Below are 26,216 nucleotides of genomic sequence, written 5' to 3'. Positions count from 1 at the left end.
TTTTTCAAATTAATAAACTATTAAAAAATAATGTTAAAAAAATCTTTAGTATTAATGAGCATTTCTGCTGCATTTTATGCACAGGCTCAGGATGTTTCTGTCATAAGAAATACTGTAGAGGTTTATTCAAGTACTCCTATGGTGGGATCAGCTAAGTTTAATGCGATGGCTGGAGCTAATGGTGCGCTAGGTGGTGATGCAAACTCTTTGCTTACGAACCCGGCAGGTTTAGGAGTTGCTATTTCAGGAGAGGTTTCAGGAACTTTATCTATTTTAGGAAATAAAAACAAAAGTTCTTTAGGAGGATCTACAATAGATTATAGTAAAACCAGAGGAGACCTTGGGAATGCAGGAGGAGTAATTGCTTTTCCTTTGATGACAGAAACCGGATGGAAGTTTATCAATATTGGTATTAATTTTTCTAATCAGACTTTAGACAATATCATCCAGTCACCGGGAAATAATAATGTCGTTTATGCTTTTGATAAGGATGATATTACCAAAGATGCTGCATTAGCAGGGCATATGTATGAAAGATACGGAAACCTTTCAAAGATGAGTTTTGGGGTTGGAGCCAATTATAATCATAATTTATATTTAGGAGCAGGTTTCAACTTTTTCAACGCTTCATTGGATCAATATGATACTTTGTTGTACAGAAGCATTGCCAATGGTTCTACAGAAGCATTCAGCAAGCAGGATACTCCGTATTCAGAAAGATCTTCAGGTTTTTCTGCTTCATTAGGGGTGATCGGAAAGTTGAGTCCTAACTTCAGAGTGGGAGCATCTCTTGAAACTCCTACATTCTGGACAATAGACAGAAATTATTACTTCTATAATGATCCTGTTTACGGAGATGATATGGGAGCTGAAAACAGAAAGTTCACTTCACCTCTTAAAGCAACGGTGAGTGCTGCGTTTGTAGCAAGTAAAAACTTCTCATTGAACGTAGACTATACTCTTGGACTTACAAAGCCTGATTATAAAGTATATGGAGGTGCAGAAAGAGAATTGAATGATTTCTTCAAAGAAAACTACAAGAATCTTTCAGAAGTAAGAGTGGGAGCTGAGTACAGAGTACAGCAGTTCAGATTGAGAGGAGGATACTCTTACCAGTCAAGTCCTTTTGATGCACTTACAATCAGTAGATTTAATGATGCAGGCAGTGTAGGAGATCAGTCTTATAGCAACTTGATGTTGAGCGACAGAAATACACTTTCATTTGGTATTGGATATGATTTCAAATCATTCTATATCGATGCATCTTATCAGAATATTTCGTCTAAATACACCAATCCTTTCATGAGAGGATATATGGGTGATAATTTTGATTCATCATATTATTCTGCTAAAAACACTTTCGAAAGTGATGCTTATGCTGTAAGTGATGTGAAAAACAACAGAAATAATTTCTTCCTTACTTTAGGATGGAAATTCTAAGCTTATAACACATTAAGCTATATATAACAAAAAAGCTCCGGAATCTCGGAGCTTTTTTATTTTTTAATGAGAATGAGCAGCGGCAGGATGTTGATGGAAAACATGCATCATGAGTGCAAGTGAAACTCCTAAGACAACCAGCCCAATCTTTACCCAATCGATATTGTGATTTTTATTGCTTTCAAAAATGATTACAGATGAAATATGAAGGAAAATTCCTCCTACGATAGCCAGAAAATAGGGCTGAAGATTTGGATTGAAATAGTTACCCAATAACATTCCCATTGGAGAAGCCAGGGCAAATAATGCTACAATGAGAATAGAAGGATAAGATGATGAACTTTTAGATTCTCCCTTTCTGTTAAATAAAAATGCTCCCAGAATAAATGAAATAGGGAGATTATGAAATACAATTCCCCAAAGGTAAGGTGACATTTCATGCTGCTCGTTAGCTAAAGGAATCCCTTCAATAAAAGCATGGATGAATAGTCCTACCATTAAAGCAACGGGAAGAATATTGTGTTCACTATGATGATGAAAGTGTCCGTGTTCGAAACCTTTGGTAAGAGCTTCCAGAATCATCTGGAGAAGAACTCCTGCAATTACAAATATCCCAAGACTATTGCTTCCGGCTGAGGTGTAAACCTGCGGAAAAACTTCGTTGAGACATATTGTAATCAAAAAACCGGCACTTAATATCAGTAAGTTTTTAGCCAGTTTTTCTTTTTTACCAAAGTGTTTTCCCAGGAATACTCCTGTTACGACACTTAAAATCAGTAAAAGTACTGTTGTCATTATTTTTTCTTAAATAAATTGATGCATCGCGGGGAATTTTCTTTCTTAAATTCATTCAGCTGATAATCTCCCCAGATTTTTATTCTTTCAAAACCACATTCGGAAGCATAGTTATGGATCGCTTCCAGGGTATGAAGTTTTACTTTTTCAAAGAAATGAAATGGCTTACCATCAGCTTCAAAACGGATATCCTTGATGATGTGTCTGCCTTCAATTTTTTTCAGGATCTTAAAATCAATATCGCCGCGGGTTATTGTGGTTTCAGGAACTAAGGTATTTCTTACAAATTCTTCATTCAGATAATCCAGAACAAAATATCCTCCTGGTTTTAAAGCATTGTATACCGACTGAAATACTTTTTTATCATCACTTTCATTGTCAAAATATCCAAAACTTGTAAATAAATTGAATACAGCATCCATTGGATCTGCATCAATAGGGTTTCTCATGTCATGAACTTCAAAAAGTAAAGTTTGATTTTCGTACTGTTTGTCAGATTCAATACTTTGTCTTGAAAGGTCAAGTCCCAAAACATCATACCCTAATTTATTAAGAAAAACCGAGTGTCTTCCTTTACCACAGGCAAGATCTATGATTTTCGACTGAGGCGGAAGCTGAAGGTCCGCAGTGAGCTTTGTAATGAAGTTTTCAGCTTCAGTATAGTCTCTGTTGCTATAAAGCAAATGATAATAAGGGGTATCAAACCAAGATTCAAACCATTCCATAATGCAAAAATAACTAAATTTGTGCGGTTAAAAGCAAAGTATTTTACAACATTAAGAGATTGAAAAATTCAATTGGACAAGAAGTTGGATAGCTAATCTTTTAATTTTTAAAGCTTTAAATCTTTTAATTCAAACTTATGGATACAGAAAATATTAAAATACAGATAAAAACATTCTTCGGATTGGAGCAGATTCTGGCAGAAGAAATCAAAAAATTGGGTGGAAGGAATGTTGAAATTAAAAACAGAGCAGTAAATTGTGAAGGAGATCTTGGTTTTCTTTATAAAATCAATTACTCTGCGAGAACAGCATTGAAAATTCTGGTACCAATTCATGAATTCAAAGCTTTTAATCAGCATCAGTTCTATGACAGATTGTTCAAATTTGAATGGGAGAACTTTATGGATGTTGATCAGTCTTTCTCTATTGATGCTACTGTAAATTCTGAAACCTTCAAGCATTCTCAGTTTGTGACTTTAAAAATGAAGGATGCGATTGTAGATTATTTCCAGGAAAAATTCAAAAGACGTCCGAATGTAGAAACCAGAAATCCGGATATCAAATTCCATCTTCATATTGACAGAGAATTGGTAATGATTTCAATGGATTCTTCAGGAGATCCTTTGTTTAAAAGAGGATACAGAAGAGAACAAGGTGAGGCTCCGATCAATGAAGTGCTGGCAAGCGGAATGCTTCAGCTGGCAGGCTGGGATGGAAAAGGAAATTTCCTTGATCCAATGTGTGGTTCCGGAACATTATTGATTGAAGCAGCAATGATTGCGATGGATCTTCCGGCTCAGATTTTCAGAAAGAGATTCGGATTCCAGAACTGGAATAACTATGATGCAGACTTGTTTGCAAAAATTAAAGAATTCAGAATTAACAGAGTAAGACAATTTGATGGAAAAATTGTTGGATATGACATTGATGCAAGAATGCTGAATGCTGCAAGAATGAATGTAGAAGCAGCAGAAATGGAAGATGTTATTGAGATTAAAAAACAGAACTTCTTTGATTCTAAAAAAGAACTCTTCCCATTATTAATGGTATTCAACCCTCCATATGATGAGAGAATTTCTATTAATGATGATGATTTCTACAAGAAAATTGGAGATACTTTTAAAACGCATTATCCGAATACACTGGCCTGGCTGATCTCTTCCGATCTGGAAGCGGTGAAGAAGATCGGTTTACGTCCTTCAAGAAAGATCAAACTTTTCAACGGAAAACTGGAAACGAGATTTTTACAGTACGAAATGTATGAAGGAACGAAGAAAGTACATAAACTGGAAGAGAATAAGTAGGATTTAAAATAATAAACTGATGTTTTTAGATCTATTAGGCATAATTGTGGACGCATTGGGGTTGCTTAGCTCGGGCTCAGGTTCGTCAAGTTCAACCTCTGACAGAAAGAGTCTTAATTATAATGAAAAACCTCTAAAAAAGGAATCAAAAAGATCTAAATATTTTACTGAGAAAGTAAGTGCTGTAGCTTTGGTGTTAGCGGCATTTGGGCTTTTTATTGTTTTTAAAGATCCTTTACCGGTACAAAACTATACACAAACCTTAATAGTAGCTTCTTTAATAGGAATTGGTATTTCGCTGTTAGTGTTTTTTGTTCTCTATGTTTTGGAACTTTATTACTTTAAAACCCTGTTCAAATTGCTTTTTTTCAGTTGTTCAGTAATCACTTTTTTTATTTCGGCAGTATTATATGCCTACTTTAAGTCAGGATGGTTTATATAACAGAACAAAACAGGTTTTAAAGTAAAAATATATAGACTGTATAGTTGGATGATTTTTTTCCAGATGTGGAAACGACGAAGAAGATACATAAACTAGAAGATAATAAGTAGGATTTAAAATAATAAATTGATGTCTTGGAATTTTTTTGACATATTTGATGTAGTTTTTGATTTATTCGGTCTGTTGGGTTCTGGATCAAAATCGTCACCTTCAAAACCTGAAAGAAAAGCTCTAAATCATAATATAATATCTCAAAAGAAGGATTCAAAAGATCCGGATAGTTTACCGAAAAAATAATTCCAATAGTAATTAAAATAAAAAATAGGTTGTACTCACGCGGTACAACCTATTTTGTTTTATCTTGCCAGTGAAGGCGCAAAGCCATACTGTTTTTTAAAAGCGTGCGAAAAATGGGAGAGATCTTCAAACCCTACTTCCAGAAAAATATCAGAAGGCTTTTTATTCTTTTCAGATAAATGATAATAGGCCAGTTCCAGACGTTTTTGAGTAAGCCATCGCTGTGGTGTCGTTTGAAAAATCTTTCTGAAATCTCTGTTGAAAGTAGATAAACTTCTTCCTGTCAGATACCCGAAGCGTTCCAATGGCATATTGAACATATAATTCTTCTCCATAAAGTTAATCAGATCTACTTTTCCGGGTTCATCAAAATCTGCAAGTAAAGTATCAATATCCGGATCAATCTCTCTTAAAATACTGATGGCTTCAGTAATTTTTAAATGAGCAATGTTTTCAGGAAATGGACCTTCAATATCAAAATAGGGAATGAGAGAAGCCAGGCAACTGTTCAGAAGCGGATGGCTGCTAAAACTGTGAATGCTGGATTCCCGATGCCCGTTTTTCCTTTCATAATCAACGGAACTATAAAAATTTTTCAGTCGTTCTGTGGTAAGATGCATTACTACAGCTTTATGTGGAAGTCCGTCTTTGGGGTAATTGATAATCGTGGCAAGATGATTTCTCGGAATCAGAAAAATATCTCCTGCTTTGAACAGATAGGTTTTGTCTGCCTGAATAATTTTCGTTTCTCCTGATATGAACCATACCAGCATATGATATTCAAAAACCGTTTCCGTTTTGAACAGCTTGTCGTCATAACTGGAAATCTTGATATCCGGAGTGAGGTATTGTATCTGGAAATCCATTGTCAAAAGTTTTTCATTACAAATGTATTTAAAAATGGCGACTATATATAATTTTACGCTTTGTCATTGACTAAGTCGGATCTTCGATTTCTGATGAAGGAAGAATTTCATGTATAGCTTAGATTCTTCATTTCACTGCGTTACATTCAGAATGACAGTGTCATAATAATAAGGCAGCAGGATTATGTAAAATTGTATATAATTGGCTAAAAACAGTTATTGGGTGTCAAACTCAAATCCCAGCATTTCTTCGCTTAATTTCCATAAGCGCTCCGCATTGTTTTTATCGATGGAATAAGGCTGTACTCCATAAATAGTTGCCGGTTCATCAAATCTATGTTCAATTTGTCCCTTGTCTACTTCTGCGATATCACAGTTTTCACAATAAACACCACCTATTTCGTTAAGTTGAGGGCTTACAGCGCACCAAATTGTTGTTGCAGCACCTTGAGGGATAGTTTTCAATCGTGCTTCCACCTCCGGTTTGATATTTCCGTTTTCATCATGTGTTCCAAGCTGTTTAAAAAGTTCGATAGGCTCTTCTCTGCCCAGATCAGTTCCATATACAGATCCAGGGTGAAGGGAATACGCTCTGATATTGAATTCTTTTCCTCTTTCATCAAGTTCTACGGCAAACAGATTGCAAGCTGTTTTGGATTGTCCGTATCCGGAAAGGGTGTCGTAATCTCTTTTTTCAAAATTAGGATCTTCAAAATTAAACGGAGCCATCTGATGCCCATAAGAAGAAACGCTTATTACCCTTGCTCCATTTGCTTTTTTAAGGGCGGGCCATAATTTTGAAGTAAGATGAAACTGTCCAAGATAGTTTGTAGCGAGCTGAGATTCGAAACCTCTGTGATCTCTGCGAAGCGGAACCCACATGATTCCTGCGTTATTGATCAGAAGATCCAGACTTTTACCAGATGCGATAAATTTTTCTGCAAAAGCGTCAATAGAAGCCGGATTCATCAGATCCATTTTTTCAAGTTCAAAATTTTCAATTCCTGTAAGATTTTCCCTCGCTTTTTCGATATCTCTTGCGGGAACAATCACATGCGCTCCAGCTGAAGTAAGAACTTTTGTGGTTTCAAGTCCAATTCCTGCATAGCCACCGGTAATGATGACTGTTTTTCCGGTAAGGTCTATTCCTTTAATAACTTCCTGAGCCGTTGTATAAGCAGTAAATCCTGATTGAACAGGTTGCTGCAATGCGTTGATAATAGGTTCCATTTTTTCGTTGTTTTAAATTTCTATCACAAAATTAGGAGGTAATTTCGGTGTTCATTTTGTTTAAAATGTCAAATAACTTGGCTCAGAATTTCATTTGTAATCTCCATGTAGTAAGGCAGATAAAATTCTTTATCGTTAATTTCTCTGAATAAGCTGTTAAACTGTTTGTAGGTTGTTCTGCGAATAAGTAATTTTGAAAAATTTTCAATTTGAAGCCTACTATTTCCATTGTCGTTGCCATTTACAACCGAAAAGATGAACTTTTTGAGTTGCTGACTTCTCTTACTCAGCAGACAGATAAGGAGTTTGAGATCATTATTGTGGATGATGGTTCTTTAATTGACCTGAAACCTACCATTGAAAATTTTGATGGAATACTGGATATTAAATATTTCAGAAAAGATAACTCAGGACCCGGACTGACAAGAAATTATGGGGCAGCAAGAGCAGCCAATGAATGGCTGGTATTTGTAGACAGTGATGTCATCGTTGAAAAAGATTATATTGAACATATTAAAAACGATATTCTTACCATTCCTTGTGATGCGTTTGGAGGAGCAGATAAAGCGCATAAGGGATTTAATCTGATGCAGAAGGCCATTTCGTATTCTATGACTTCTGTTTTTACAACAGGAGGAATCAGAGGGAGTAAGAAAGCTGTTTCGAAATTTCAACCCAGAAGTTTTAATATGGGGGTGAAAAAGGCTGTTTTTGAAAAAGTAGGCGGATTTTCAGAGATGAGGATAGGTGAGGATCCGGATCTTTCCATGACGCTTTGGGAAAATGGTTTTACCACTGCTTTTTTTGATGATATTGCTGTATATCACAAACGTAGGGTTGATTTTGGGAAATTCTCCAAGCAGGTCTACCAATTTGGCTGTGCAAGACCGATTCTTAATCAGAGACACCCCAATTATGTGAAGATTTCCTTTGCATTTCCTACCTTATTCATGTTAGGATATTTGATGGGCTTTTTGGAATACTTTATAATGGGAAGAGGAATCATCCTTGCTTTTTACGGATTGTATACCTTTTTAGTATTGTTCCATGCATTATTGTTGACTAAAAATATCAGCATTGCCGGAATGGCAGTTATTTCCACCTATATTCAGATGTTTTCTTACGGATATGGTTTCCTGAAATCCTGGATTTTATTGAATATTTTCAGAATGAAGCCTGAGGATGCTTTTCCGCATCATTATTATAAGAAATAGTTTTAAGTTTTGGCTAAAGCCGATCGAATGAATTCTTTTTTGATAAATGGGCTAAAGCCCATTCCTATTGAATTTTTTGCTTGTAATTATTCACAATCTTTGCCATTCCGTAGAAGTCTCAGTTCTATTATCATCATTTACTATTTGAAAACTATTGCTGTATGGATTCCTACGGAATGACAAACTATGGGGATAGTCTTTGTGAATAGTTTTTACCCGTTCAGCTTGTCATTCCGAAGGAATCTAAACGGTTGGAATTATAAATTAAGAAAATAAAAAAAGGCTGTTTCAAACGAAACAGCCTTTTTACAATAAATTTAGATGGTAGAAATGTTTTCATGGTGGTTAAGAACTCCTACTTTCAACATACATTCCTTCATTTTATGATAAGTTCTTTTGATATCGTGGTCTAGACCAATAGAGAATCTGATCAGTCCGTCAGAAATTCCTATGGAAGCTCGCTCTTCTTCAGGGATTTCAGATGAGGTAGATTTTCCTGAGCATGAGAATAAGGTTTTATAGAACCCTAAGCTTACGGCAAGATATCCTAGGTTTTCTGCCTGCATCAGCTCCATCAGTTCGTTTGCTTTTTCTGTTGTTCCGGCATCCAGAGTTAATAATCCTCCATATCCGTATTCTTCATGAATCATGCTTTTCATTAATTCATGGTTTTTATGAGATGGTAAGCCAGGATAGGATATTTTTAAGCCATCTTTTTCGAATCTTTCAGCCAGATACATGGCATTGTGGCTATGCTGTTTGATTCTGATATGTAATGTTCTCAGGTTTTTTAAGATGCTTGATGATCTTAAACTGTCCATCGTAGGCCCAAGAAGCATACATGCGCCGGAATTGACATTTTTAGTATCATCAATAAATGCCTGGCTAGCACAATATACTCCTCCTACCGTATCACTGCTTCCGTTGATGAACTTTGTTAAACTGTGAATCACCACATCAGCCCCGAATAATGTCGGAGAGATAGAAAGAGGAGAGAAGGTATTGTCTACAATCAGTTTCAGGTTGTGTTTTTTACAGATTTCAGAAAGTTTTCTAAGGTCTGCTACTTCAAGCAACGGATTGCTCACACTTTCACAATAAATAACTTTGGTATTGGGAGTGATTGCTTTTTCTATAGATTCAAAATTGTTGATGTCAACAAAAGTAGTCGCTACATTGAATTGAGGGAAGAAATTTTTAAGAAAAGCATAAGTTCCTCCGTAGATCGTTCGGCTTGAAATAATATGGTCTCCACTTTTGCACACCTGCATCAAAACGGAAGTAATAGCTCCCATTCCGGATGCCGTAACGTTGGCAGATTCTGTGTTTTCCATCTTGGCAAGAGCCTGAGCCAGATAAAGATTCATCGGTGATGAATGTCTGGAATACAGATAACATCCTTCTGCATTTCCTTCGAAAGTATCAAACATGGTCTTTGCAGAAAGGAACGTATAGGTAGAGCTATCAGAGATAGAAGGATTCACTCCTCCGAATTCACCAAAATACTGAAGATCCTGGATCTCATTGGCTGCGTTAAAGTTTTCCATAAATATTGTTTTTATTTTATCGTTCCAATTTGCATTAATTTCTTAATAATTACAATATAAATTTGAATTTATAGAATATAAAACTGTAAAATATTGTTTATTTAGAAAAAATATTTAGTATCTTCGATATTATTAAATTTTTACCAAAAAAATATCTATGGAACTTGACGAAACAGATAAGAAACTGTTACTTTTTTTACAGGAAGACTGTAAGCAAACCACCAAAGAGCTGTCCGGTAAGCTTGGATTGTCGGTTACAGCAATTTATGAGCGTGTAAAAAAGCTTGAAAATGCTGGTGTTATTTCAAAATATGTAGCCTTGCTGGACAAGAGTAAAGTTAAGAAAAATTTTATCGTTTTATGTCATGTGAAACTAAGTCAGCATAAAAAAGAATTTGTACTGCAGTTTGAAAAGGAGGTGATGGATCTTCAGGAAGTGACAGAGTGCTTTCATGTAAGCGGTGACTATGATTATATCCTTAAAATTGGTGTGAAAGATATTGAAGATTACCGCAGTTTTATGCTCACAAAGCTTACGACGCTTCAGCACATTGCAAGTACACACAGCTCATTTATGATTTCTGAAGTGAAAAATACGACGGCCATCATATTATAGACTATCAATGATTTGACATTCAATTATTGATCTGTTTTTGTCATTTTATCGATGAAATAATGAAGTCTTTTAATCTCGGTTCTGCCTTTGTTTTTGTCATTTAAAAAACAAGTGGTCACGATAACCATTTTTAAATCAGGAATAACGCAGATAAGCTGTCCGCCATAGCCGGTGGCTACGAACGCCTGATGTCCGTTGGTCTTTCTTCGCCACCAGTAATAGCCGTAACCGTCGGCATTCGGCATTACATCCCAGGCATCCAGTTTTACCTGTTCAGAAGTAGATTCCTGAATCCATTTTGAAGAGACGATCTGTTTGCCGCTAAATTTTCCGTTGTTCAGAATCATAGTGCCGAATTTCAGCATGTCTTCAGGTTTCATAAACATTTCCGAACCTGCAATATTCCTGTTCATGGAATCAGTGTCCCATCGTGGAATATTCATCTTTAATGGCCTGAAAAGATTTTCTGTGGCAAATTGCTTCAAATTCGTTTTTACAATTTTTGCCAACGCTGCTCCAAAAAGATGGGTTTCACCACTGTTATAATTGAAGACTGTCCCCGGATATTCTTCAAAAGGAAGATCCAGTACAAACTTTACAGGATCACCGGAAAACAACATGGCTGTTGAAATTTTTGAATTTTCAACCCAGTCAAAACCACCCTGCATGGTCAGTAGATTTTTTAATGTTAATATATTTCTGATGGAATCATGAGCCACCTTTCCTTCAATATTGGAAATGTTTTTGAAACTACTTCTCGATATATTGTATTCCGGAAGAATTTTTAAAACCGGAGTATTGAGGTTAGGAAGTATGTTTTTATCCTGTGCGATGCCTGCCAGTACAGAGACAATACTTTTGGTAACAGATTTTATACTGAATATAGTTTCTTTATTAGCTCCATGGAAATACTGCTCATAAATTACCTTATTATTCTGGGAAACAATAAAAGATCCCAGAGAAGGAATACTGTCATTAATTTCTTTGGTGAATTGGTCTTTGAATTCTTTAGGTAGTTCTTGGTTGTAGGCGGCCTGCGACTTCACTTTAGTACAGAAGAGGGTAAGACATAGCATTGTGATAGCCTGCAGAAGTTGCTTGGAGTTCATTGTTTACAAAAGGAAGGATAAAATTATTAGTTGATGAAAAAAGTAAAAGCTAAATCGATTCGGATGAATCAATATAGCTTGTGCTTTCAATGCTTCTAAATTATGAAAAACAATGAACTTTTTGAATATGTTTTAAAGAATATTTTAAAGTTTTTTACAATGCTTTTGATATGAATTTTAAGTTTTGAATATGATTAAAGAAGTTAGACCAAAACTCCGTTTTTGGAAGAAATAGGATCAGGAAGCTCTGTTTCTCCGCTCATCTGAAGAAGGTCTATTTCAATGGTTCTGCAGATTGAAAGCATCGGAACATCAAACATTAATCCTGCAAAAGGATTTTCAGAATAATCTCCCACCAGCTCCATAATAATATAAATCCATCCGATGATGATACAGAAAGGAATGGAGGTCCAGATTCCCCAATCACCAAGTTTTGCAAACTCATTCACTAATCCTAGTGGCAGCAGCATGATAAAAAGAATATTGAAAACAAAAGCTGTGCTGGCAAACTGTCTTGGAGAAGGAAACTTCTTGATTCTTTCTGCCTGTCCCTGGAAATTGTAGAATTCATTCAGGCTGTTTTGAAGCTGAGTCTGGTTGAATTCTGTGATGGCATTCATATTTTTCAGCTCATTGATGTCTTTTGCCTGTTGGGCAACTAAATAGGTGGCAAAGTTTTTATAATCGTTTTTAAGTTCATATTCTTCCTCCGAAAGATATTTGTGAAGGAAAATAGGGGCTCTTCCGTAATCAGGAAAACCAGCCTTGATTAATCTGTTTCTTCTCAGGTTGATATTCCCGAATTTATTATTTTCTGTACTGATGTGTTCCCATTCTGTAGGGACTAAAAGCTGTTCACGGAAAGTATATAACCATGCAATATGGCGGTAAACGATTCTTCTATTACGGTCTTCGAGATCAAAAACTCCAATTTCTTCATTTTTGGTATCGAAAGCATACACCATAGACGCAAATGAACGGCTGGAATTCACAATTCCGCCCCATATTTTTCTGGCTTCCCAAAGTCTGTCATAGGCCTGGTTGTTTTTAAAACCCACAAGGAATGCTTCTGCTGTACCAATAAGTGCAACAGGAACCCATGGAATCGTCATCCAGTGCCAGTTAAAGAAATAAAAGAAAACAGCAATCAATGTACACCAGATAGAGATAAGGATAAGATGTACACCGGCAAGATTGAGAACCTGTTTATAGTTGACGTATTTGGTTGTGATCATAAAAATGGATGTGTTTTGCGTGTATAGACAAAATAAATACCAAACTGGGATTAATTGTATTTCATGGTACCTCTCAGATAATGGATAATTGTGTTTTGTTGGTTGATAATCGACTAGAATTGAGATTGATAATCTTAAATAAAAGTAGTGAAAAAATTGCATAAAAAAACCTCTAAATATTTTTAGAGGTTTTAAGTTTATATAAAATTAATATTTCAGCATTTCTTCGATCTTACTGCTGAGCTTTTCAGCATTCGGAAGCATTTCTTTTTCCAGCACCAGATTGATTGGAACGGCAGGTACATCCAGGGATCCCATCGTTTCTACCGGAGCATCAAGATACTTGAAACAGTTTTTAGAAATACGATGAGCGAATGCTTCTGCAAAAGAGTTGTTGAGTTGCTCTTCTGTAAGAACGATACACTTTCCGTGCGCTTTTACTCTTTCAAAAACAAGCTCTTCATCCAGAGGAATTAATGTTCTTAAATCAATCACTTCAACTCTTCCGTTGAAATTTTTGGCTGCTTCTTTAGCCCAGTAAACTCCCATACCGTAAGTAACCACTAATAAAGTTCTGCCTTTTTCAGTTTCATCTTTATCAGCTTCAATGATCACTTTACCTTTTCCGAATGGAAGAACATAGTCTTCAGCAGGTTCTATAGTTTTAGCATCTTCAGTTCCCGGAACTTTACTCCAGTATAATCCTTTATGCTCCAGCATTACTACCGGGTTCGGATCGTAATAGGCTGCTTTTAATAATCCTTTAAAATCGGCAGCGTTACTTGGATATGCTATTTTGATTCCTTTGATATTGGCTAAGATACTTTCAACACTTCCGCTGTGGTAAGGACCACCACCTCCATAGGCTCCGATAGGAACACGGATGATGTTGCTTACTGGGAATTTTCCGCCACTTAAATAACTTGATTTTGAAATCTCAGTAATGAGCTGGTTGATTCCCGGATAAATATAATCAGCAAACTGAACCTCAACAATTGGTTTTAGTCCAACAGCACTCATTCCCGCTGTAGACCCAATGATATACGCTTCCTGAATAGCCGTATTGAATACTCTCTTGCTACCGAATTTTTTTCCTAAAGTAACCGTTTCACGGAAAACTCCACCAATTCTTTCTCCTACATCCTGCCCGTAAAGAAGAGCTTCTGGGTGTTTCCACATCAATTCCTGTATCGCGTGGATGGCAGCGTCTACCATTACGATTTTTTCTCCGTTAGCAGGTTCACGTGTTCCTGTTTCCTCTGTAATTGGAGTAGGAGCAAAAACGTGCTGCATTACGGTTTCAGGCTTTGGATCTTCTGCGTTTTTAGCTTTTTCGAAAGCTTCTTCTGCTTCAAGACGAGCCTTTTTAGTGATTTGTTTTAAAAGATCTTCGTCTACACCTGCTTCCAGTAAATATTTTCTAAGGATTTCTCCCGGATCTTTAGCTCTGTGTTTTGTTAAATCTTCTTCGTCTCTATAGAATTCTCTTCTTACTCCTGAAGTGTGATGTCCGATCAATACAGTCTTTGCACAGACAACCAACGGTTTTCTTTCTGTTCTTACAAAGTCTACGGCTTTTTTCATGGCTTCAAAACTTTCCACGAAATCAGTTCCGTCTACTCTCATTCTGCTTAATCCGGTAAATCCAGCTACAAAATCATAAGCGTCACAGGTTCTTGCCTCGTCTTTTGTTACGGAAATTCCCCATTCGTTATCCTGAACCAGGAAGATAATAGGAAGCTGGTGTAAAGCGGCAAATTGTAAAGCTTCACTCACTTCACCTTCTGTCACAGAATTATCTCCAAGACTACAAACCACAACAGGATTATTTTCAAAATTCTGAAGGTTGAAATCCTGAATGTATTTGATACCCTGTGCTACTCCTGTCGTAGGAATGGTCTGCATTCCTGTGGCAGAACTCTGGTGAACAATTTTTGGCTTGTTTTCATCCCTACTTGAAGGGTGTGAATAATAAGATCTTCCTCCCGAAAAAGGATCATCAGCTTTGGCTAGTAATTGAAGCATTAATTGATAAGGTTCAAAGCCAATTCCTAAAAGAATACTTTCGTCTCTGTAATAAGGAGAAACCCAGTCTTCTTTCTTTAGCTGATAAGCCGTTGCAAGCTGAATAGCTTCATGACCTCTGGAAGTACTGTGAACGTATTTGCATACATTTCTGTTTTCTTCGTAGATGTCTGCCATGGCTTTCGCCAGCATCATATGATTATACGCTTTGAGTAATATATCCTGAGAAACTTTTTCGTGAAGTGCATTTTCCATAGGAAGCAAATATACATAAAAAAACAAAATACTAACAACTGTTAGTATTTTGTGTAAAATCTTTGTTGATATAGGTTATTCCTTGATCACTTTTTTAGAAATAACATCTTTGTCTGTTTTTACTTCAATGATGTAAATTCCTTTTGTGTAAGCGGATAAATCTACTGCTTCTTTATCATTGTTAATGATACCTGTCTGTAATTTTTTACCCGAAAGATCGTAAACATTAAAAGTAGACTTTTTAGGCGCTTTTAATATATTGGTAAAGTCTTTTACAACAGTTGGAGCTACGGTTACAGCATCCATTGCAAATCCGGCTTCTTTAGTTCCCAATACTTCGGTAAATCCTGTTACGATAACAGAATAGTTTTGAGGGGCATTCCCACCCGTGTTGTTTTTCAGTATGCCTTTATTGGTGATCTCTATTTTATAAGTTCTTCCTGCAACCGGAGCGTCTACTACAACCTGTTCTACGTTATCTACTGTATTGTCTCCTTTGGTAGCGGGAGTCATTGGATTGTTAGCATCCAGTTTCCATGGATAGTATACCGTGTTTGTAGTGGTATCTGTAATTTTGAGATCCAAATCATTAATCAACTTGGAGTTTCGGTTATTGTAGATATTACTCCATTGATTAGTAAAGTTGGTGAACTCAGGATCTATCCAGGATATTGTTACTTTTAACGGTTCTGAAGCTGATGCTTTTACGGTTTTTACATTCGCAACTCCGCTATTTAAAGTTTCATCATTAAAAATAATACTGTTGTTGGATTTCCCTACAAGGAGTTCTGCTCCTTTTTTAGCATCAATGAATCCCCATCCGAATTGCGGGTCAGGGCCAATATTACCTGCTTCTTTTGCAGAGTGTATCATTAGAGTTTTGGCTGATGCAGCATTTAATAAACCTCCTGCAAATAGTTGTTTATTAATCTGAGTCCAAAGTCCCACAATACCAGTTACTACAGGAGCGGAATAAGAAGTGCCATCTCCTATATCAATTTTACTGCCTCCTGTCGCATTGTTATCAGTCCATGCGCTGGCAACTTCTGTTCCCACAGCTGTAATATCCGGTTTAATACCTCCGTCATCTCTTGGTCCTGCACTACTATAGCTGGAGTGGATAACATCTGAAGAGGCAGTATACCTTCCGCTGTTAGTTGTAATTTTGTCAGTAGCTCCTACAACAATTATGTTTTTTCCTAAAGAACCAATCCCTATACAATCATATCCTTGTGCACAATTGCTTTGAGGTAGTGTGTCAGTTGGCGCAAATTCAACCAGATTACCGCTGTTGTCTGTGTAGTATTTTTTATATGTACTGGTAGCAGAACTAGGCCCATTGCCGAAAGAATTTCCAGCTGATTTTATAATGATATATGATGGATTGTTGTATACAATTTGATCGTAATTACGGTCATCGGTGTGGTAAGTACCCTGAGCATCGAAAGTGGTATTAGGACTGGCAAAAGCACCGTTCCATACCCATGAAGGCTCATTGTTAATCAACTGAGGGTCCGCCCATCCCTGATTACTTCCGTATGAATGGTTGGAAATGTTAGGTTGGGCTTGTGTGATTTTTTGATAGACAGTCTTTTGTGTAGTTTCTCCATCTAATATAGAGGTTCCAAAAGCATATGCATCTATTGTAGAGTTAGGAGCAATCCCTTTGAAGTTAACTTGTCTTGTTGTACCATCGTTAAAAGTTACAGTATATGGATAGTCCTTAGCTCCTATAAAGCTGGAAACAGCAGTCGCATGGTCGCCGTAATTAACTGTACTGCTTTCTTTATTCGTTATTCTGTTAGGAAGGTTGTTGAAAAATACATGGCCTGCAAATACTCTTGCTACCCCTGAAGAAGTACTCCCGTCAAAAATAGTAAACTTAATGCCTTCTCCGTTAAAAGATCCTGTTAATCCTGTGATGGTTCCTCCCTGTAAAAAATCAGAATTGGAATTTTTAATTTGGTCAGCATCTTGAGCCTGTAAGAAATAAGGTTTGTTATCAGGTAGAAAACCTGCCAAAGTGGCTCTCTGTAATTCAATTTTCTTTAAAGTTTCAGGGCTTCTGTCGGAGCCAAACCGCTTAGCTATATAAGTATCAAACTTAGCATTGTTCTCTATTCTCTGTTTTTCAAACTGTCTGTTTAATTCTTCATTATTTTGGGCACTTAATAGTGAAATAGCAAAAGAACTAATTAAAAGTAATTGTTTCTTCATTTTAGATAGTAAATTGTTAAAAAGTATATTGAATCAAAATTATAGTAAAATTTTAATAGTCAGTAGTGTTTTATTATATAACTCTAATTTTTTAATATTATTTTAATTTAACTTAAAAAAATGGAGTTATTATTGGGAAAGTGTCCATTTGATTTGTTTTGAATATTATTGATTTATTGTATCGTGGCCATAAAATAATAATTGGAAAAAATGAAGTAACTTTACATCCTCTTTTTATAAAAAAGTTAGAACATTATATGTATTTAATTTTTGACACAGAAACAACCGGTTTACCAAAAAATTTCAACGCTCCGCTTTCAGACTCGGATAACTGGCCAAGAATGGTTCAGATTGCATGGCAAGTACACGATGATGACGGGAACTTGATTGAAAACCAGGATTATATAATAAAACCTGAAGGGTACGATATTCCCTTCAACGCAGCACGTATTCACGGAATTACAACCAAGATTGCCAATGAAGAAGGACGGGATCTTCAGGAGATTCTTGAAGAATTTTCTAAAGTTCTCGAAAGAGTAAGGGTGGTTTCCGGACATAATGTAGAATTCGACTATAATATTGTAGGGGCAGAATTTTATAGAAAAAATCTGAAAGATAATCTTCAGGAAAAACCCAAAGCCGATACCATGATTTTGGGAACCGACTTCTGTCAGCTTGGTGGAGGACGTGGAGGGAGATTCAAACCTCCGAAACTTGAAGAACTTTATGAAAAACTTTATGGGAACAAATTTGATGAAGCCCATAATGCTGCTGCCGACGTAAATGCTACTGCCAGAGCTTTCTTTGAAATGGTAAGAATTGGAGTAGTACCCGCTGAAACCTTAAAGATTTCAGAAGATCAGCTTGCTTATTTCAGAAGCCTTTATCCGGATTCGATTAAGCCTTTCAATATTGTTATCAGAAGGCAGGTTGCTGATTTTCATAATAAGAAAAAACAACAGGATTTCGGAAGTATTGATGAAATTGATTTAGGTAAATATTTCAATTTTGATAATCACAGTGTTTTCTCAACACTTACCGCTACTTCTAGCATCAATGATTTGATTAAAAAAGCTTCTGATGAAAACTTCCCGGCTGTCGGAATGGTGGATCTCGGAAATATGATGGGAGCTTTCAAGTTTGTTTCAGCAGTAGAGGGAGCTAATGGAGACAGAGCAAAGAAACATAAAGAATACCTGGCGAAAAAGCAGGAAGCAGAAGAAAACGGAACAGAGTTTAATGAAGCCGAACCTGTTTCCGAACCGCTTATACCCGTTGTAGGCTGCGAATTTTATATTTCAGAACGTTATGAACAAAAGCAATTTACCAAAGATGATCCGGACAGGAGAACGCAGGTAGTGCTTTTGGCAAAAGACTTTAATGGTTATAAAAACCTGGCAAAGCTTTCCAGTATAGGATTTCTGAAAGGATTTTATTTTGGGGTTCCAAGGGTGAGCAGAGAATTGATAGCCCAATATAAAGAAGGAGTGATTGCTTTGACTTCCGGAATTATGGGAGATATTCCTGATGCGATTTTAAATACCGGTGAGCAGAAAGGAGAAGAACTTTTCAAATGGTGGAAAGATACTTTTGAAGATGATTTTTATGTTCAGATTCAGAATCACAAACTGCCTGAAGAAGAGCATTTGAATGAGGTTCTTTTATATCTGGCTGATAAATATGATGTTAAAATTCTTGCTCAGAACGAGACTTTTTACACCAATAAAGATGATTCTAATATCCAGGATATTGTAAGCTGTATCAAAGATGGTGAAAAGCTGACAACACCTATTGGTAAGGGATTTGGTAAAAGAAGAGGGTTGGCTACAGGTGAATATTTTATTAAAAATTCTGAAGAAATAAAAGAAGCTTTTTTAGCTTATCCTGATGCTTTTGATGCTTATGAAGAGTTTACGGCAAAGTTTAAACCATATACTTTAAAAAGGGACGTTCTCCTTCCGAAGTTTGATATTCCTGAAGAATTTATCCACGCAGAAGATGAGTTAGACGGAGGAAAAAGAGGAGAGATGGCTTATCTTACCTATCTTACCTATGAAGGAGCGAAAAGAAGATATGATCCATATGATGGGATTACTGATGAAATTAAAGAACGTCTTGACTTCGAGCTTGAAGTAATTGCCAATACCGGTTATCCGGGATATTTCCTTATTGTACAGGATTTCTGTAACGAAGCTCGTAATATGGGTGTTTGGGTAGGTCCTGGAAGGGGTTCTGCTGCAGGATCTGCTGTAGCATATTGTATCGGAATTACCAATGTAGATCCGATTAAATATGATCTCCTTTTTGAGAGATTCCTGAATCCTGAAAGGGTTTCCATGCCTGATATTGATATTGACTTTGATGATGAAGGACGAGATAAAATTATCAAATGGGTAGTTGAAAAGTATGGTAAAACTCAGGTAGCACAGATTATTACCTACTCAGTGTTGGGTGGAAAATCTGCTATTAAAGATGCCGGAAGAGTTTTGGATGTTCCGATTCCTGACACGAATAATATTGCTAAGCTGATTCCTCCGAGTCCGGGGATGAACATTGCGAAAGCTTTAGCAAAATATGATAAATTAAAACCGGAAGAACAGATGCTCGTAGATGAAATGAGATATGTTCTTGATAGTCCTGATGATGCACGACATGGAGTTTTGGCAAGTGCCAAAAAGATGGAAGGGTGTATCAGAAATACCGGAATTCATGCCTGTGGAGTAATCATTACACCTGAAGATGTGAGTAATCTGGTTCCTGTGACCATTGCTGCGAAAGATGCTGATATCTTAGTGTCGCAGTTTGATAACTCCGTTGCGGAAAGTGCAGGACTTCTGAAGATGGACTTCCTGGGGTTGAGAACTCTGACTATTATTAAAGATGCATTGAAGCTGGTAAAAGCTAGATATGATATAGATATTGATCCGGATCTTATTCCGCTTGATGATACCAAAACGTATCAGTTGTTCAAAGAAGGAAGAACGGTTGGGATTTTCCAGTATGAAAGTCCTGGGATGCAAAAATATATGAGGGAGCTTAAGCCAACGGTTTTTGCCGATCTTATTGCCATGAACGCATTGTACCGTCCAGGTCCGATTAAATATATTCCAAACTTCATCAACAGAAAGCATGGGATTGAAGAAATTGTTTACGATTTACCGGAAACAGAAGAATATTTAAAGGAAACATACGGGATTACCGTTTATCAGGAGCAGGTAATGCTTTTATCTCAAAAACTGGCCAACTTTACCAAAGGTGAAGCCGATACTTTGAGAAAAGCGATGGGTAAAAAGCAGATTGATGTTCTTAATAAAATGTACCCGAAATTCATTGAAGGTGGTAGAAAAAACAACCTGAATGAGGAAAGATTAGAGAAAATCTGGAATGACTGGAAAGCCTTTGCGGAATATGCTTTCAACAAATCTCACTCAACCTGTTATGCGTTTATTGCTTATCAGACTGCTTATTTAAAAGCGAATTATCCTGCGGAATATATGGCGAGTGTAATGAGTAATAACATTAATAATACGGATTCTATTACCATGTTCATGGAAGATTGTAAGAGTATGGGAGTTGATGTATTAGGACCGGATGTAAACGAATCTCAATACAAGTTCTCCGTAAACGAAAAAGGGCAGATCCGTTTCGGATTGGGAGCAATCAAAGGAATTGGTGAAGGGCCAAGCGAAGGAATTACAAGAGAAAGAGAAAACGGAAGATTTAAGAATATTTACGATTTCTTTGAAAGAATAATGCCTTCTCAGATGAATAAGAGGGTAGCGGAAAGTTTAGTGCTTGCCGGAGCTTTTGATGAACTGGATTCTTTCCACAGAGGACAGTATTTTGATATTGACATGGCTGGAAAGACTAACCTTGAAAGACTTATCAGATACGGACAGAGCTTCCAGGAAAGCAAAAACGAAATGGAACATTCCTTATTTGCTGATTTTGCAGAAGAAGTTCAGATTGAGCAGCCGAAATTAGCGCCTTGTCCGGAATGGCCTAATATGCATAAGCTTAATAAAGAAAAGGAGATTATTGGTTTCTATCTTTCTGCACATCCGCTGGATGAGTTTAAATATCAGTTCCAGTTTATGCAGGGGCAGCTTTCTAAAAAATCTGTTCTTGAGAAAAATGAGGAAGATAAAGTAGTTACGGATGAAGCGCCTGTTTTGGAACAGGATACTCAGGATGATGCTGCAGATCTTACGGAAATTGTATCAGATGATGTAGTGGCGGGTGAAGAGGAAGTAGTAGAAGAAGTAACAAAAAAAGCAGAGCCTAAAGGGAATTTCCTATTCCTGAATCTGGATGAGGTAGATGCTTATAAAGAACAGGCTTTTTCCAATAAACAGGAAGAGTTGTTTGAAGAGAAAAAGAAAGACTGGAAAACCCTTCAGAAAGAAAGGGAAAATGGCGGCGGCGGTAAAGAATACACTGTTGCTGGCCTGATTACGGAATATGTGGTGAAAGATGGCTTCAGAAGTGGTGAGAAAGTAGCTTTTGTTACCCTGGAAGATTATTCCGGATCGTATTCATTCAGGTTGGGAGACAGAGATTATATGAGATTGAAGGAGAAGCTGGAGGTTCAGAGATTTGTTATTTTTAAGATCAAATTCGCTCAGGTAAAGGATGGAAGAGTCTTTGTGAATGTAAATGATGTGATAGAACTTCAGGAAGCATTTGAGCGGTTTGCAAAAAGTATTTCTCTGGTGATGGATGTGATGGATGTAAGACGGGAAGATCTCGACTTTTTCAGAACAGTTCTCGACAGGAATAAAGGAAATCAAAAGCTGAAATTCTTTATTAAAAACATGGAAGATGGTTCTGATATTGAAGTGCAGTCTATGAAGCATTCAGTGGATCTTAATGGAGATTTGATTAAAGAAATTCAACTTCTTAATAAATATGAGTTTTACTTAAACTAGAAAATACCTTATAATAAAAAAGAGTGGCTTAGGTCACTCTTTTTTTGTTTACATATTGTCAATATTAGTGAAAAATTTTAAATATTTTTTTATGTTAAATAGAAAAATTTTCTGAAGTCTATTTTGATTGTATAGTATTTAAGTGTCTGTTTTTCAATTATTTATTATTTTTCAATATATTGCGAAATAATCATTAAAATTAAATAAATGTTTAGTTTTATTGTATTTTATTGTTGTTTTTATTTGTTTTTATTTAAGATTTTATGATATTTTTTGTTTTTTTTCATTTAAAATTTGAATTAATATTTATACATTTACCGCCCTAACCTTTATTATTACTATTTTATGAAGAAACTACTACTATTAAGTCTATTTTTAATAGCTTCTATTATGAATGCCCAGGTAACACTTGGCAGTGGGACGTCCCAGGGCGGGTATGTCCCGGTTGATGTCAACTACGGATACAATTACACCCAGCAGATTTTTACTAAAAGTGAAATTAATGCGAGTGCCGCCGGAAATATTACCGGAATGAAGTTTTATCTTCCAAACAATGCTGATATTTCCAAATCTGTAGATTGGGTGGTGTATGTAGCTCATACTACCAAAACTTCCTTTTCTTCTACGTCGGATTGGATTCCTGTTTCTGGAATGACACAGGTTTTTGCTGGTACTGTAAGTGCTTCAGGAGGAGAGGTGATTGTTAATTTTACAACTCCTTTTGCTTATAACAATACAGATAACCTTGTGTTTGCTATAGATGAGAATACTGCTGATTATACAGCAACCACAAACAAATTCTACACCTATACCGGACCTTCTAATTCAACGCTGTATAATAGAAGTGATACTGTGAACCCGGATCCTGCATCACCTCCAACAGGATCAAGAACAACAACAAAATCAGTTACAGGTCTTTTGGGACTTACTCCGGCAGCAGCTCCAGCTTGTCCGGCGGTTTCTGCGCCTGCAGCTGCAGCAACCAATGTTTCTGTAATGCCTACGATTACCTGGACGGCTTCCAGCTATGCTTCCTCATATAAGATTAGCATAGGAACAACGCCTGGAGGAACAAATATTATGAATATGCAGGATGTAGGAATTACTAATTCTTATACTTTAACCAGTTCTTTGAGTTTCAATACTCAATATTACTATACAGTATATGCTGTAAATTCTGCAGGGACATCTACTGGATGTGCTGAAAGATCTTTCACAACAATGGCTACATTGGGATGTCCTTCTGTGAGCGCGCCTACAAGTGCTCAGGTTGGTGTACCTGTATTAACTACTTTCTCTTGGTCTGCTGTAAGCGGAGCATTAGGATATAGATTAAGTATCGGAACGTCTGCTGGTGCTTCCAATGTTTTGAGTAATTTTGATATGGGAAATGTTACTACTTATACCCTTACTCCTGCGCAGCAACTGAATCCGACAACTCAATATTATTATACTGTTACAGCTTATAACGGTGGTGTAGTATCAACAGGTTGTACTGAAAGAAATTTCACGACTACTGTAATACCTCCGGTAAATGATAATTGTTCAGGTGCTGTGGATGTAACAGTAAATCCTTCTTTAACTTGTACTGCTACAACTCCTGGTAATACTTTGGGTGCTACAGAATCTATGGCTGCAGGTACTTGTTTCGGAGGCCCGAATGATGATGTATGGTATAAGTTTACTGCAACAGCAGCAAGTCATGTAATAGCAATATCTAATATCACTTCTACTGGAACTACAACAGGAACTACTGATATGTATTTCCAGGTATTGTCAGGAAACTGTGGTACTTTTACAAGTCTACTGTGTTCTGATGCTGAAACAAATATTGTTACCGGTCTTACTCCGGGACAGACCTATTATGTAAGAGTTTATACTTACTCTACTACGGTTACGGCTAATGCTAGCTTTAATATTTGTGTAAGTACGCCGCCACCGCCGCCAGCGAATGATGACTGTGCTAATGCAGTGGCAATTACCATCAATCCTGATATGAGCTGTACAAGTATAACATCGGGAACAACTTTAGGAGGAACAAGTTCAGGAGTTGCTCTTGGATCTTGTTCAGGAACAGCTGATGATGATGTTTGGTATAAATTTACAGCTACAGGAACTGGTCATACTTTCCAGTTGAAGAATGTAGTTTCTGTTGGAACTGCTTCTACTACATCTTTGTATGCTCAGGTATTCAGTGGTGCTTGTGGAGCTTTGGTAAGTACTACATGTATCAGCTCAAATACAAACTTTACAAACTTAACAGGTCTTACAGCAGGTCAGACTTATTATGTAAGAGTGTATACATATGATGCTAATTCAGGAGCGAGTTTTTATGCAAATTCTTTTGATATCTGTATGGGAACACTTCCTGCTGCTCCTGCTAATGATGAGTGTTCAGCTGCTGTTTCCTTATCAGTAAACTCTACTTTGGCATGTGCTACGCCTGTATCGGGAACAACTTTAAGTGCTACTAACTCAGGGTTGGCAGTAAGTCCATGTACAGGAACAGCTGATGATGATGTTTGGTATAAATTTACAGCTACAGGTACTGATCATATGGTAATGCTTTCAAATGTTACTGCGGTTGGAACTTCTTCATCAACGAGTTTGTATACTCAGGTGTTCAGTGGTGCTTGCGGTACTTTGACAAGTATTAAATGTGGTACTTCTGTAAATACTCCACTTACTGGTCTTACTGCAGGTCAGACTTATTACGTGAGAGTTTATAATTCTAATACGAATGGTACTACGCTGTACGCTAATAGCTTCAATATTTGTATTGGTACACCTCCGCCACCTCCTGCAAATGACGACTGTGCAAACGCTACAGCTCTTTCTGTGAGCAGTACTGATGCTTTCCTAAACGCTGTGAACGGTTCTACTGTAAGTGCTACTCAGAGTTCAGGAGTTACAGCGCCTACATGTAGTGCATCTGGAATCAATGATGACGTTTGGTATTCGTTTACAGCAACAGCTGCTACGCATCTTGTACATGTTTTATATACTGATAATGCAACAAGTACACAGATATATTCTGGAGCATGTGGGGCTTTAACAGCTATGACTTGTTTTGATGGTGCTTATGGAAATTCCAACATATTGTTACAAAATCTTGTAGTAGGTCAAACTTATTATGTAAGAGTATATTCTTCTACAAGTACGGCAACTACAACATCTAATTTCCAGATTGCTGTGACTACTCCTTCACCTGTCGTTAATGATACATGTGATACAGCAACTGCTATAGCTTGTAACGGAACGGTTCAAGGTGTAAATGCACTGGCGGGTGATGAAACCCTTCCTGCTTCATCATGTGGTAGTACAGGTTCTACTGCATCTTATAAAGGAGTTTGGTATACAGTAAAAGCTACTGAAAATGGACCTATTACTATTGATGCTTGTGGTACACAATATGATGCATATCTAAGAGTATACACAGGTACTTGTGGTTCGCTTACTTGCTTCAGTAATAGTTCTGGTGTGGGATATGCTGATGCCGGATGTACAGTTTCTCTTTATAATGCTCCGACATTAACCTTTACAGGAGTTGCTGGTACTACGTATTATATCTTGCTTACAGGATATGCTGCAACCAGAGTTGGTAACTATAGTATTTCAGTAACGCAAGGTTGTTCGGGTCTTGCAACAGCTGAGGTTGAAAAGAAAAATAATGAGATTAAAGCTTATCCTAATCCATTTGTAGATGTTCTGAATATCTCAGATGCTTCTAAAGTAAAATCTGTTTCAATTGTTGATGTTTCCGGAAGATTGGTGAAAACCATTGATAATCCTTCCTCTGAACTTCAATTGAGAGATCTGAAAGAAGGGATGTATTTAGTGGTGTTGAATATGAAAGACGGATCTAAACAAACCATTAAAGCAATTAAGAGATAAAATTTATTAATCATATCCTATCAAACGACAGCTATTTGGCTGTCGTTTTTTATTGTTATTTGTGGTGTAGATGCCTA

The 26,216-nt window shown here is 36.7% G+C and carries 16 protein-coding genes; 7 read left to right on the top strand and 9 right to left on the bottom strand.

Features of this window, described 5'->3' with window-relative positions; all coding sequences use genetic code 11:
• Positions 1-54: 54 nt before the first annotated feature.
• Positions 55-1,440 carry an OmpP1/FadL family transporter gene (locus tag NK356_RS13295; RefSeq protein WP_253317207.1) on the top strand — a complete coding sequence of 462 codons (1,386 nt, stop codon included), beginning with the start codon at positions 55-57 and terminating at the stop codon, positions 1,438-1,440.
• A 63-nt stretch (positions 1,441-1,503) separates the two neighbouring features.
• Here NK356_RS13295 and NK356_RS13290 read toward each other — a convergent pair whose 3' ends face one another.
• Both NK356_RS13290 and NK356_RS13285 read right to left on the bottom strand, forming a co-directional pair.
• Positions 1,504-2,235 carry a ZIP family metal transporter gene (locus NK356_RS13290; protein WP_034695263.1) on the bottom strand — a complete coding sequence of 244 codons (732 nt, stop codon included), beginning with the start codon at positions 2,233-2,235 and terminating at the stop codon, positions 1,504-1,506.
• Positions 2,235-2,960, bottom strand: a complete 726-nt coding sequence (locus tag NK356_RS13285) for a class I SAM-dependent methyltransferase (protein WP_034695265.1) — start codon at positions 2,958-2,960, stop codon at positions 2,235-2,237. The genes NK356_RS13290 and NK356_RS13285 overlap by 1 nt, the downstream gene beginning before the upstream one ends.
• A 137-nt stretch (positions 2,961-3,097) precedes the next feature.
• Between NK356_RS13285 and NK356_RS13280 the strand changes: the two genes are divergently transcribed.
• Positions 3,098-4,264, top strand: coding sequence for a class I SAM-dependent RNA methyltransferase (locus NK356_RS13280; RefSeq protein WP_034695266.1), 1,167 nt, complete (start codon positions 3,098-3,100; stop codon positions 4,262-4,264).
• A gap of 19 nt (positions 4,265-4,283) precedes the next feature.
• A complete protein-coding gene (locus NK356_RS13275) occupies positions 4,284-4,706 on the top strand; it encodes a branched-chain amino acid ABC transporter substrate-binding protein (RefSeq protein WP_253317206.1) in 423 nt (140 codons plus the stop codon).
• Between the two features lie 356 nt (positions 4,707-5,062).
• Here NK356_RS13275 and NK356_RS13270 read toward each other — a convergent pair whose 3' ends face one another.
• Together NK356_RS13270 and NK356_RS13265 are read right to left on the bottom strand one after the other, a co-directional pair.
• Positions 5,063-5,869, bottom strand: coding sequence for an AraC family transcriptional regulator (locus NK356_RS13270; RefSeq protein WP_253317205.1), 807 nt, complete (start codon positions 5,867-5,869; stop codon positions 5,063-5,065).
• A gap of 216 nt (positions 5,870-6,085) precedes the next feature.
• Positions 6,086-7,099 carry an SDR family NAD(P)-dependent oxidoreductase gene (locus NK356_RS13265; RefSeq protein WP_253317204.1) on the bottom strand — a complete coding sequence of 338 codons (1,014 nt, stop codon included), beginning with the start codon at positions 7,097-7,099 and terminating at the stop codon, positions 6,086-6,088.
• A gap of 209 nt (positions 7,100-7,308) precedes the next feature.
• Between NK356_RS13265 and NK356_RS13260 the strand changes: the two genes are divergently transcribed.
• Positions 7,309-8,313 carry a glycosyltransferase family 2 protein gene (locus NK356_RS13260; RefSeq protein ID WP_253317203.1) on the top strand — a complete coding sequence of 335 codons (1,005 nt, stop codon included), beginning with the start codon at positions 7,309-7,311 and terminating at the stop codon, positions 8,311-8,313.
• 317 nt (positions 8,314-8,630) lie between these two features.
• Here the strand turns inward: NK356_RS13260 and NK356_RS13255 are convergent, their stop codons facing one another.
• A complete protein-coding gene (locus NK356_RS13255; RefSeq protein WP_034695275.1) occupies positions 8,631-9,860 on the bottom strand; it encodes an aminotransferase class I/II-fold pyridoxal phosphate-dependent enzyme in 1,230 nt (409 codons plus the stop codon).
• Between the two features lie 157 nt (positions 9,861-10,017).
• On the opposite strand from NK356_RS13255, the gene NK356_RS13250 reads away from it, so the two are divergent.
• Positions 10,018-10,476 carry an Lrp/AsnC family transcriptional regulator gene (locus tag NK356_RS13250; RefSeq protein ID WP_034695278.1) on the top strand — a complete coding sequence of 153 codons (459 nt, stop codon included), beginning with the start codon at positions 10,018-10,020 and terminating at the stop codon, positions 10,474-10,476.
• 23 nt (positions 10,477-10,499) lie between these two features.
• Here NK356_RS13250 and NK356_RS13245 read toward each other — a convergent pair whose 3' ends face one another.
• From NK356_RS13245 to NK356_RS13230, 4 genes are all read right to left on the bottom strand, one after another.
• The gene (locus tag NK356_RS13245; RefSeq protein ID WP_253317202.1) at positions 10,500-11,585 is read right to left on the bottom strand and encodes a serine hydrolase; all 1,086 of its coding nucleotides are present in this window, start codon (positions 11,583-11,585) and stop codon (positions 10,500-10,502) included.
• Between the two features lie 203 nt (positions 11,586-11,788).
• Positions 11,789-12,820 (bottom strand): bestrophin family protein, encoded by a 1,032-nt coding sequence (locus tag NK356_RS13240; RefSeq protein WP_253317201.1) that lies wholly within the window; start codon positions 12,818-12,820, stop codon positions 11,789-11,791.
• A gap of 207 nt (positions 12,821-13,027) precedes the next feature.
• Complete coding sequence (locus tag NK356_RS13235; protein WP_034695285.1) at positions 13,028-15,100, bottom strand: thiamine pyrophosphate-dependent enzyme; 2,073 nt, start codon at positions 15,098-15,100, stop codon at positions 13,028-13,030.
• A gap of 75 nt (positions 15,101-15,175) precedes the next feature.
• Positions 15,176-17,317 carry a S8 family peptidase gene (locus NK356_RS13230; protein WP_253317200.1) on the bottom strand — a complete coding sequence of 714 codons (2,142 nt, stop codon included), beginning with the start codon at positions 17,315-17,317 and terminating at the stop codon, positions 15,176-15,178.
• A gap of 257 nt (positions 17,318-17,574) precedes the next feature.
• Between NK356_RS13230 and dnaE the strand changes: the two genes are divergently transcribed.
• Both dnaE and NK356_RS13220 read left to right on the top strand, forming a co-directional pair.
• Entirely contained in the window at positions 17,575-22,245 is a 4,671-nt protein-coding gene (gene dnaE, locus NK356_RS13225; protein ID WP_253317199.1) for a DNA polymerase III subunit alpha, read from the top strand.
• Between the two features lie 345 nt (positions 22,246-22,590).
• Positions 22,591-26,139, top strand: coding sequence for a T9SS type A sorting domain-containing protein (locus tag NK356_RS13220; protein WP_253317198.1), 3,549 nt, complete (start codon positions 22,591-22,593; stop codon positions 26,137-26,139).
• Positions 26,140-26,216 lie beyond the last annotated feature (77 nt).

Source organism: Chryseobacterium sp. S0630, assembly GCF_024158915.1.
Classification (GTDB): Bacteria; Bacteroidota; Bacteroidia; order Flavobacteriales; family Weeksellaceae; genus Chryseobacterium.
Note: the sequence above shows the minus strand (reverse complement) of the source record. Positions and strands in the feature narration are given on the sequence as shown.

Bases quoted from the DNA above. Each gene is read 5' to 3' on its own strand.
- NK356_RS13285 (WP_034695265.1), bottom strand. From the start codon at position 2,960: ATGGAATGGTTTGAATCTTGGTTTGATACCCCTTATTATCATTTGCTT.
- NK356_RS13265 (WP_253317204.1), bottom strand. From the start codon at position 7,099: ATGGAACCTATTATCAACGCATTGCAGCAACCTGTTCAATCAGGATTT.
- NK356_RS13255 (WP_034695275.1), bottom strand. From the start codon at position 9,860: ATGGAAAACTTTAACGCAGCCAATGAGATCCAGGATCTTCAGTATTTT.
- NK356_RS13280 (WP_034695266.1), top strand. From the start codon at position 3,098: ATGGATACAGAAAATATTAAAATACAGATAAAAACATTCTTCGGATTG.
- NK356_RS13240 (WP_253317201.1), bottom strand. From the start codon at position 12,820: ATGATCACAACCAAATACGTCAACTATAAACAGGTTCTCAATCTTGCC.
- dnaE (WP_253317199.1), top strand. From the start codon at position 17,575: ATGTATTTAATTTTTGACACAGAAACAACCGGTTTACCAAAAAATTTC.
- NK356_RS13245 (WP_253317202.1), bottom strand. From the start codon at position 11,585: ATGAACTCCAAGCAACTTCTGCAGGCTATCACAATGCTATGTCTTACC.
- NK356_RS13270 (WP_253317205.1), bottom strand. From the start codon at position 5,869: ATGGATTTCCAGATACAATACCTCACTCCGGATATCAAGATTTCCAGT.
- NK356_RS13235 (WP_034695285.1), bottom strand. From the start codon at position 15,100: ATGGAAAATGCACTTCACGAAAAAGTTTCTCAGGATATATTACTCAAA.
- NK356_RS13250 (WP_034695278.1), top strand. From the start codon at position 10,018: ATGGAACTTGACGAAACAGATAAGAAACTGTTACTTTTTTTACAGGAA.
- NK356_RS13275 (WP_253317206.1), top strand. From the start codon at position 4,284: ATGTTTTTAGATCTATTAGGCATAATTGTGGACGCATTGGGGTTGCTT.
- NK356_RS13295 (WP_253317207.1), top strand. From the start codon at position 55: ATGAGCATTTCTGCTGCATTTTATGCACAGGCTCAGGATGTTTCTGTC.
- NK356_RS13230 (WP_253317200.1), bottom strand. From the start codon at position 17,317: ATGAAGAAACAATTACTTTTAATTAGTTCTTTTGCTATTTCACTATTA.
- NK356_RS13290 (WP_034695263.1), bottom strand. From the start codon at position 2,235: ATGACAACAGTACTTTTACTGATTTTAAGTGTCGTAACAGGAGTATTC.
- NK356_RS13220 (WP_253317198.1), top strand. From the start codon at position 22,591: ATGAAGAAACTACTACTATTAAGTCTATTTTTAATAGCTTCTATTATG.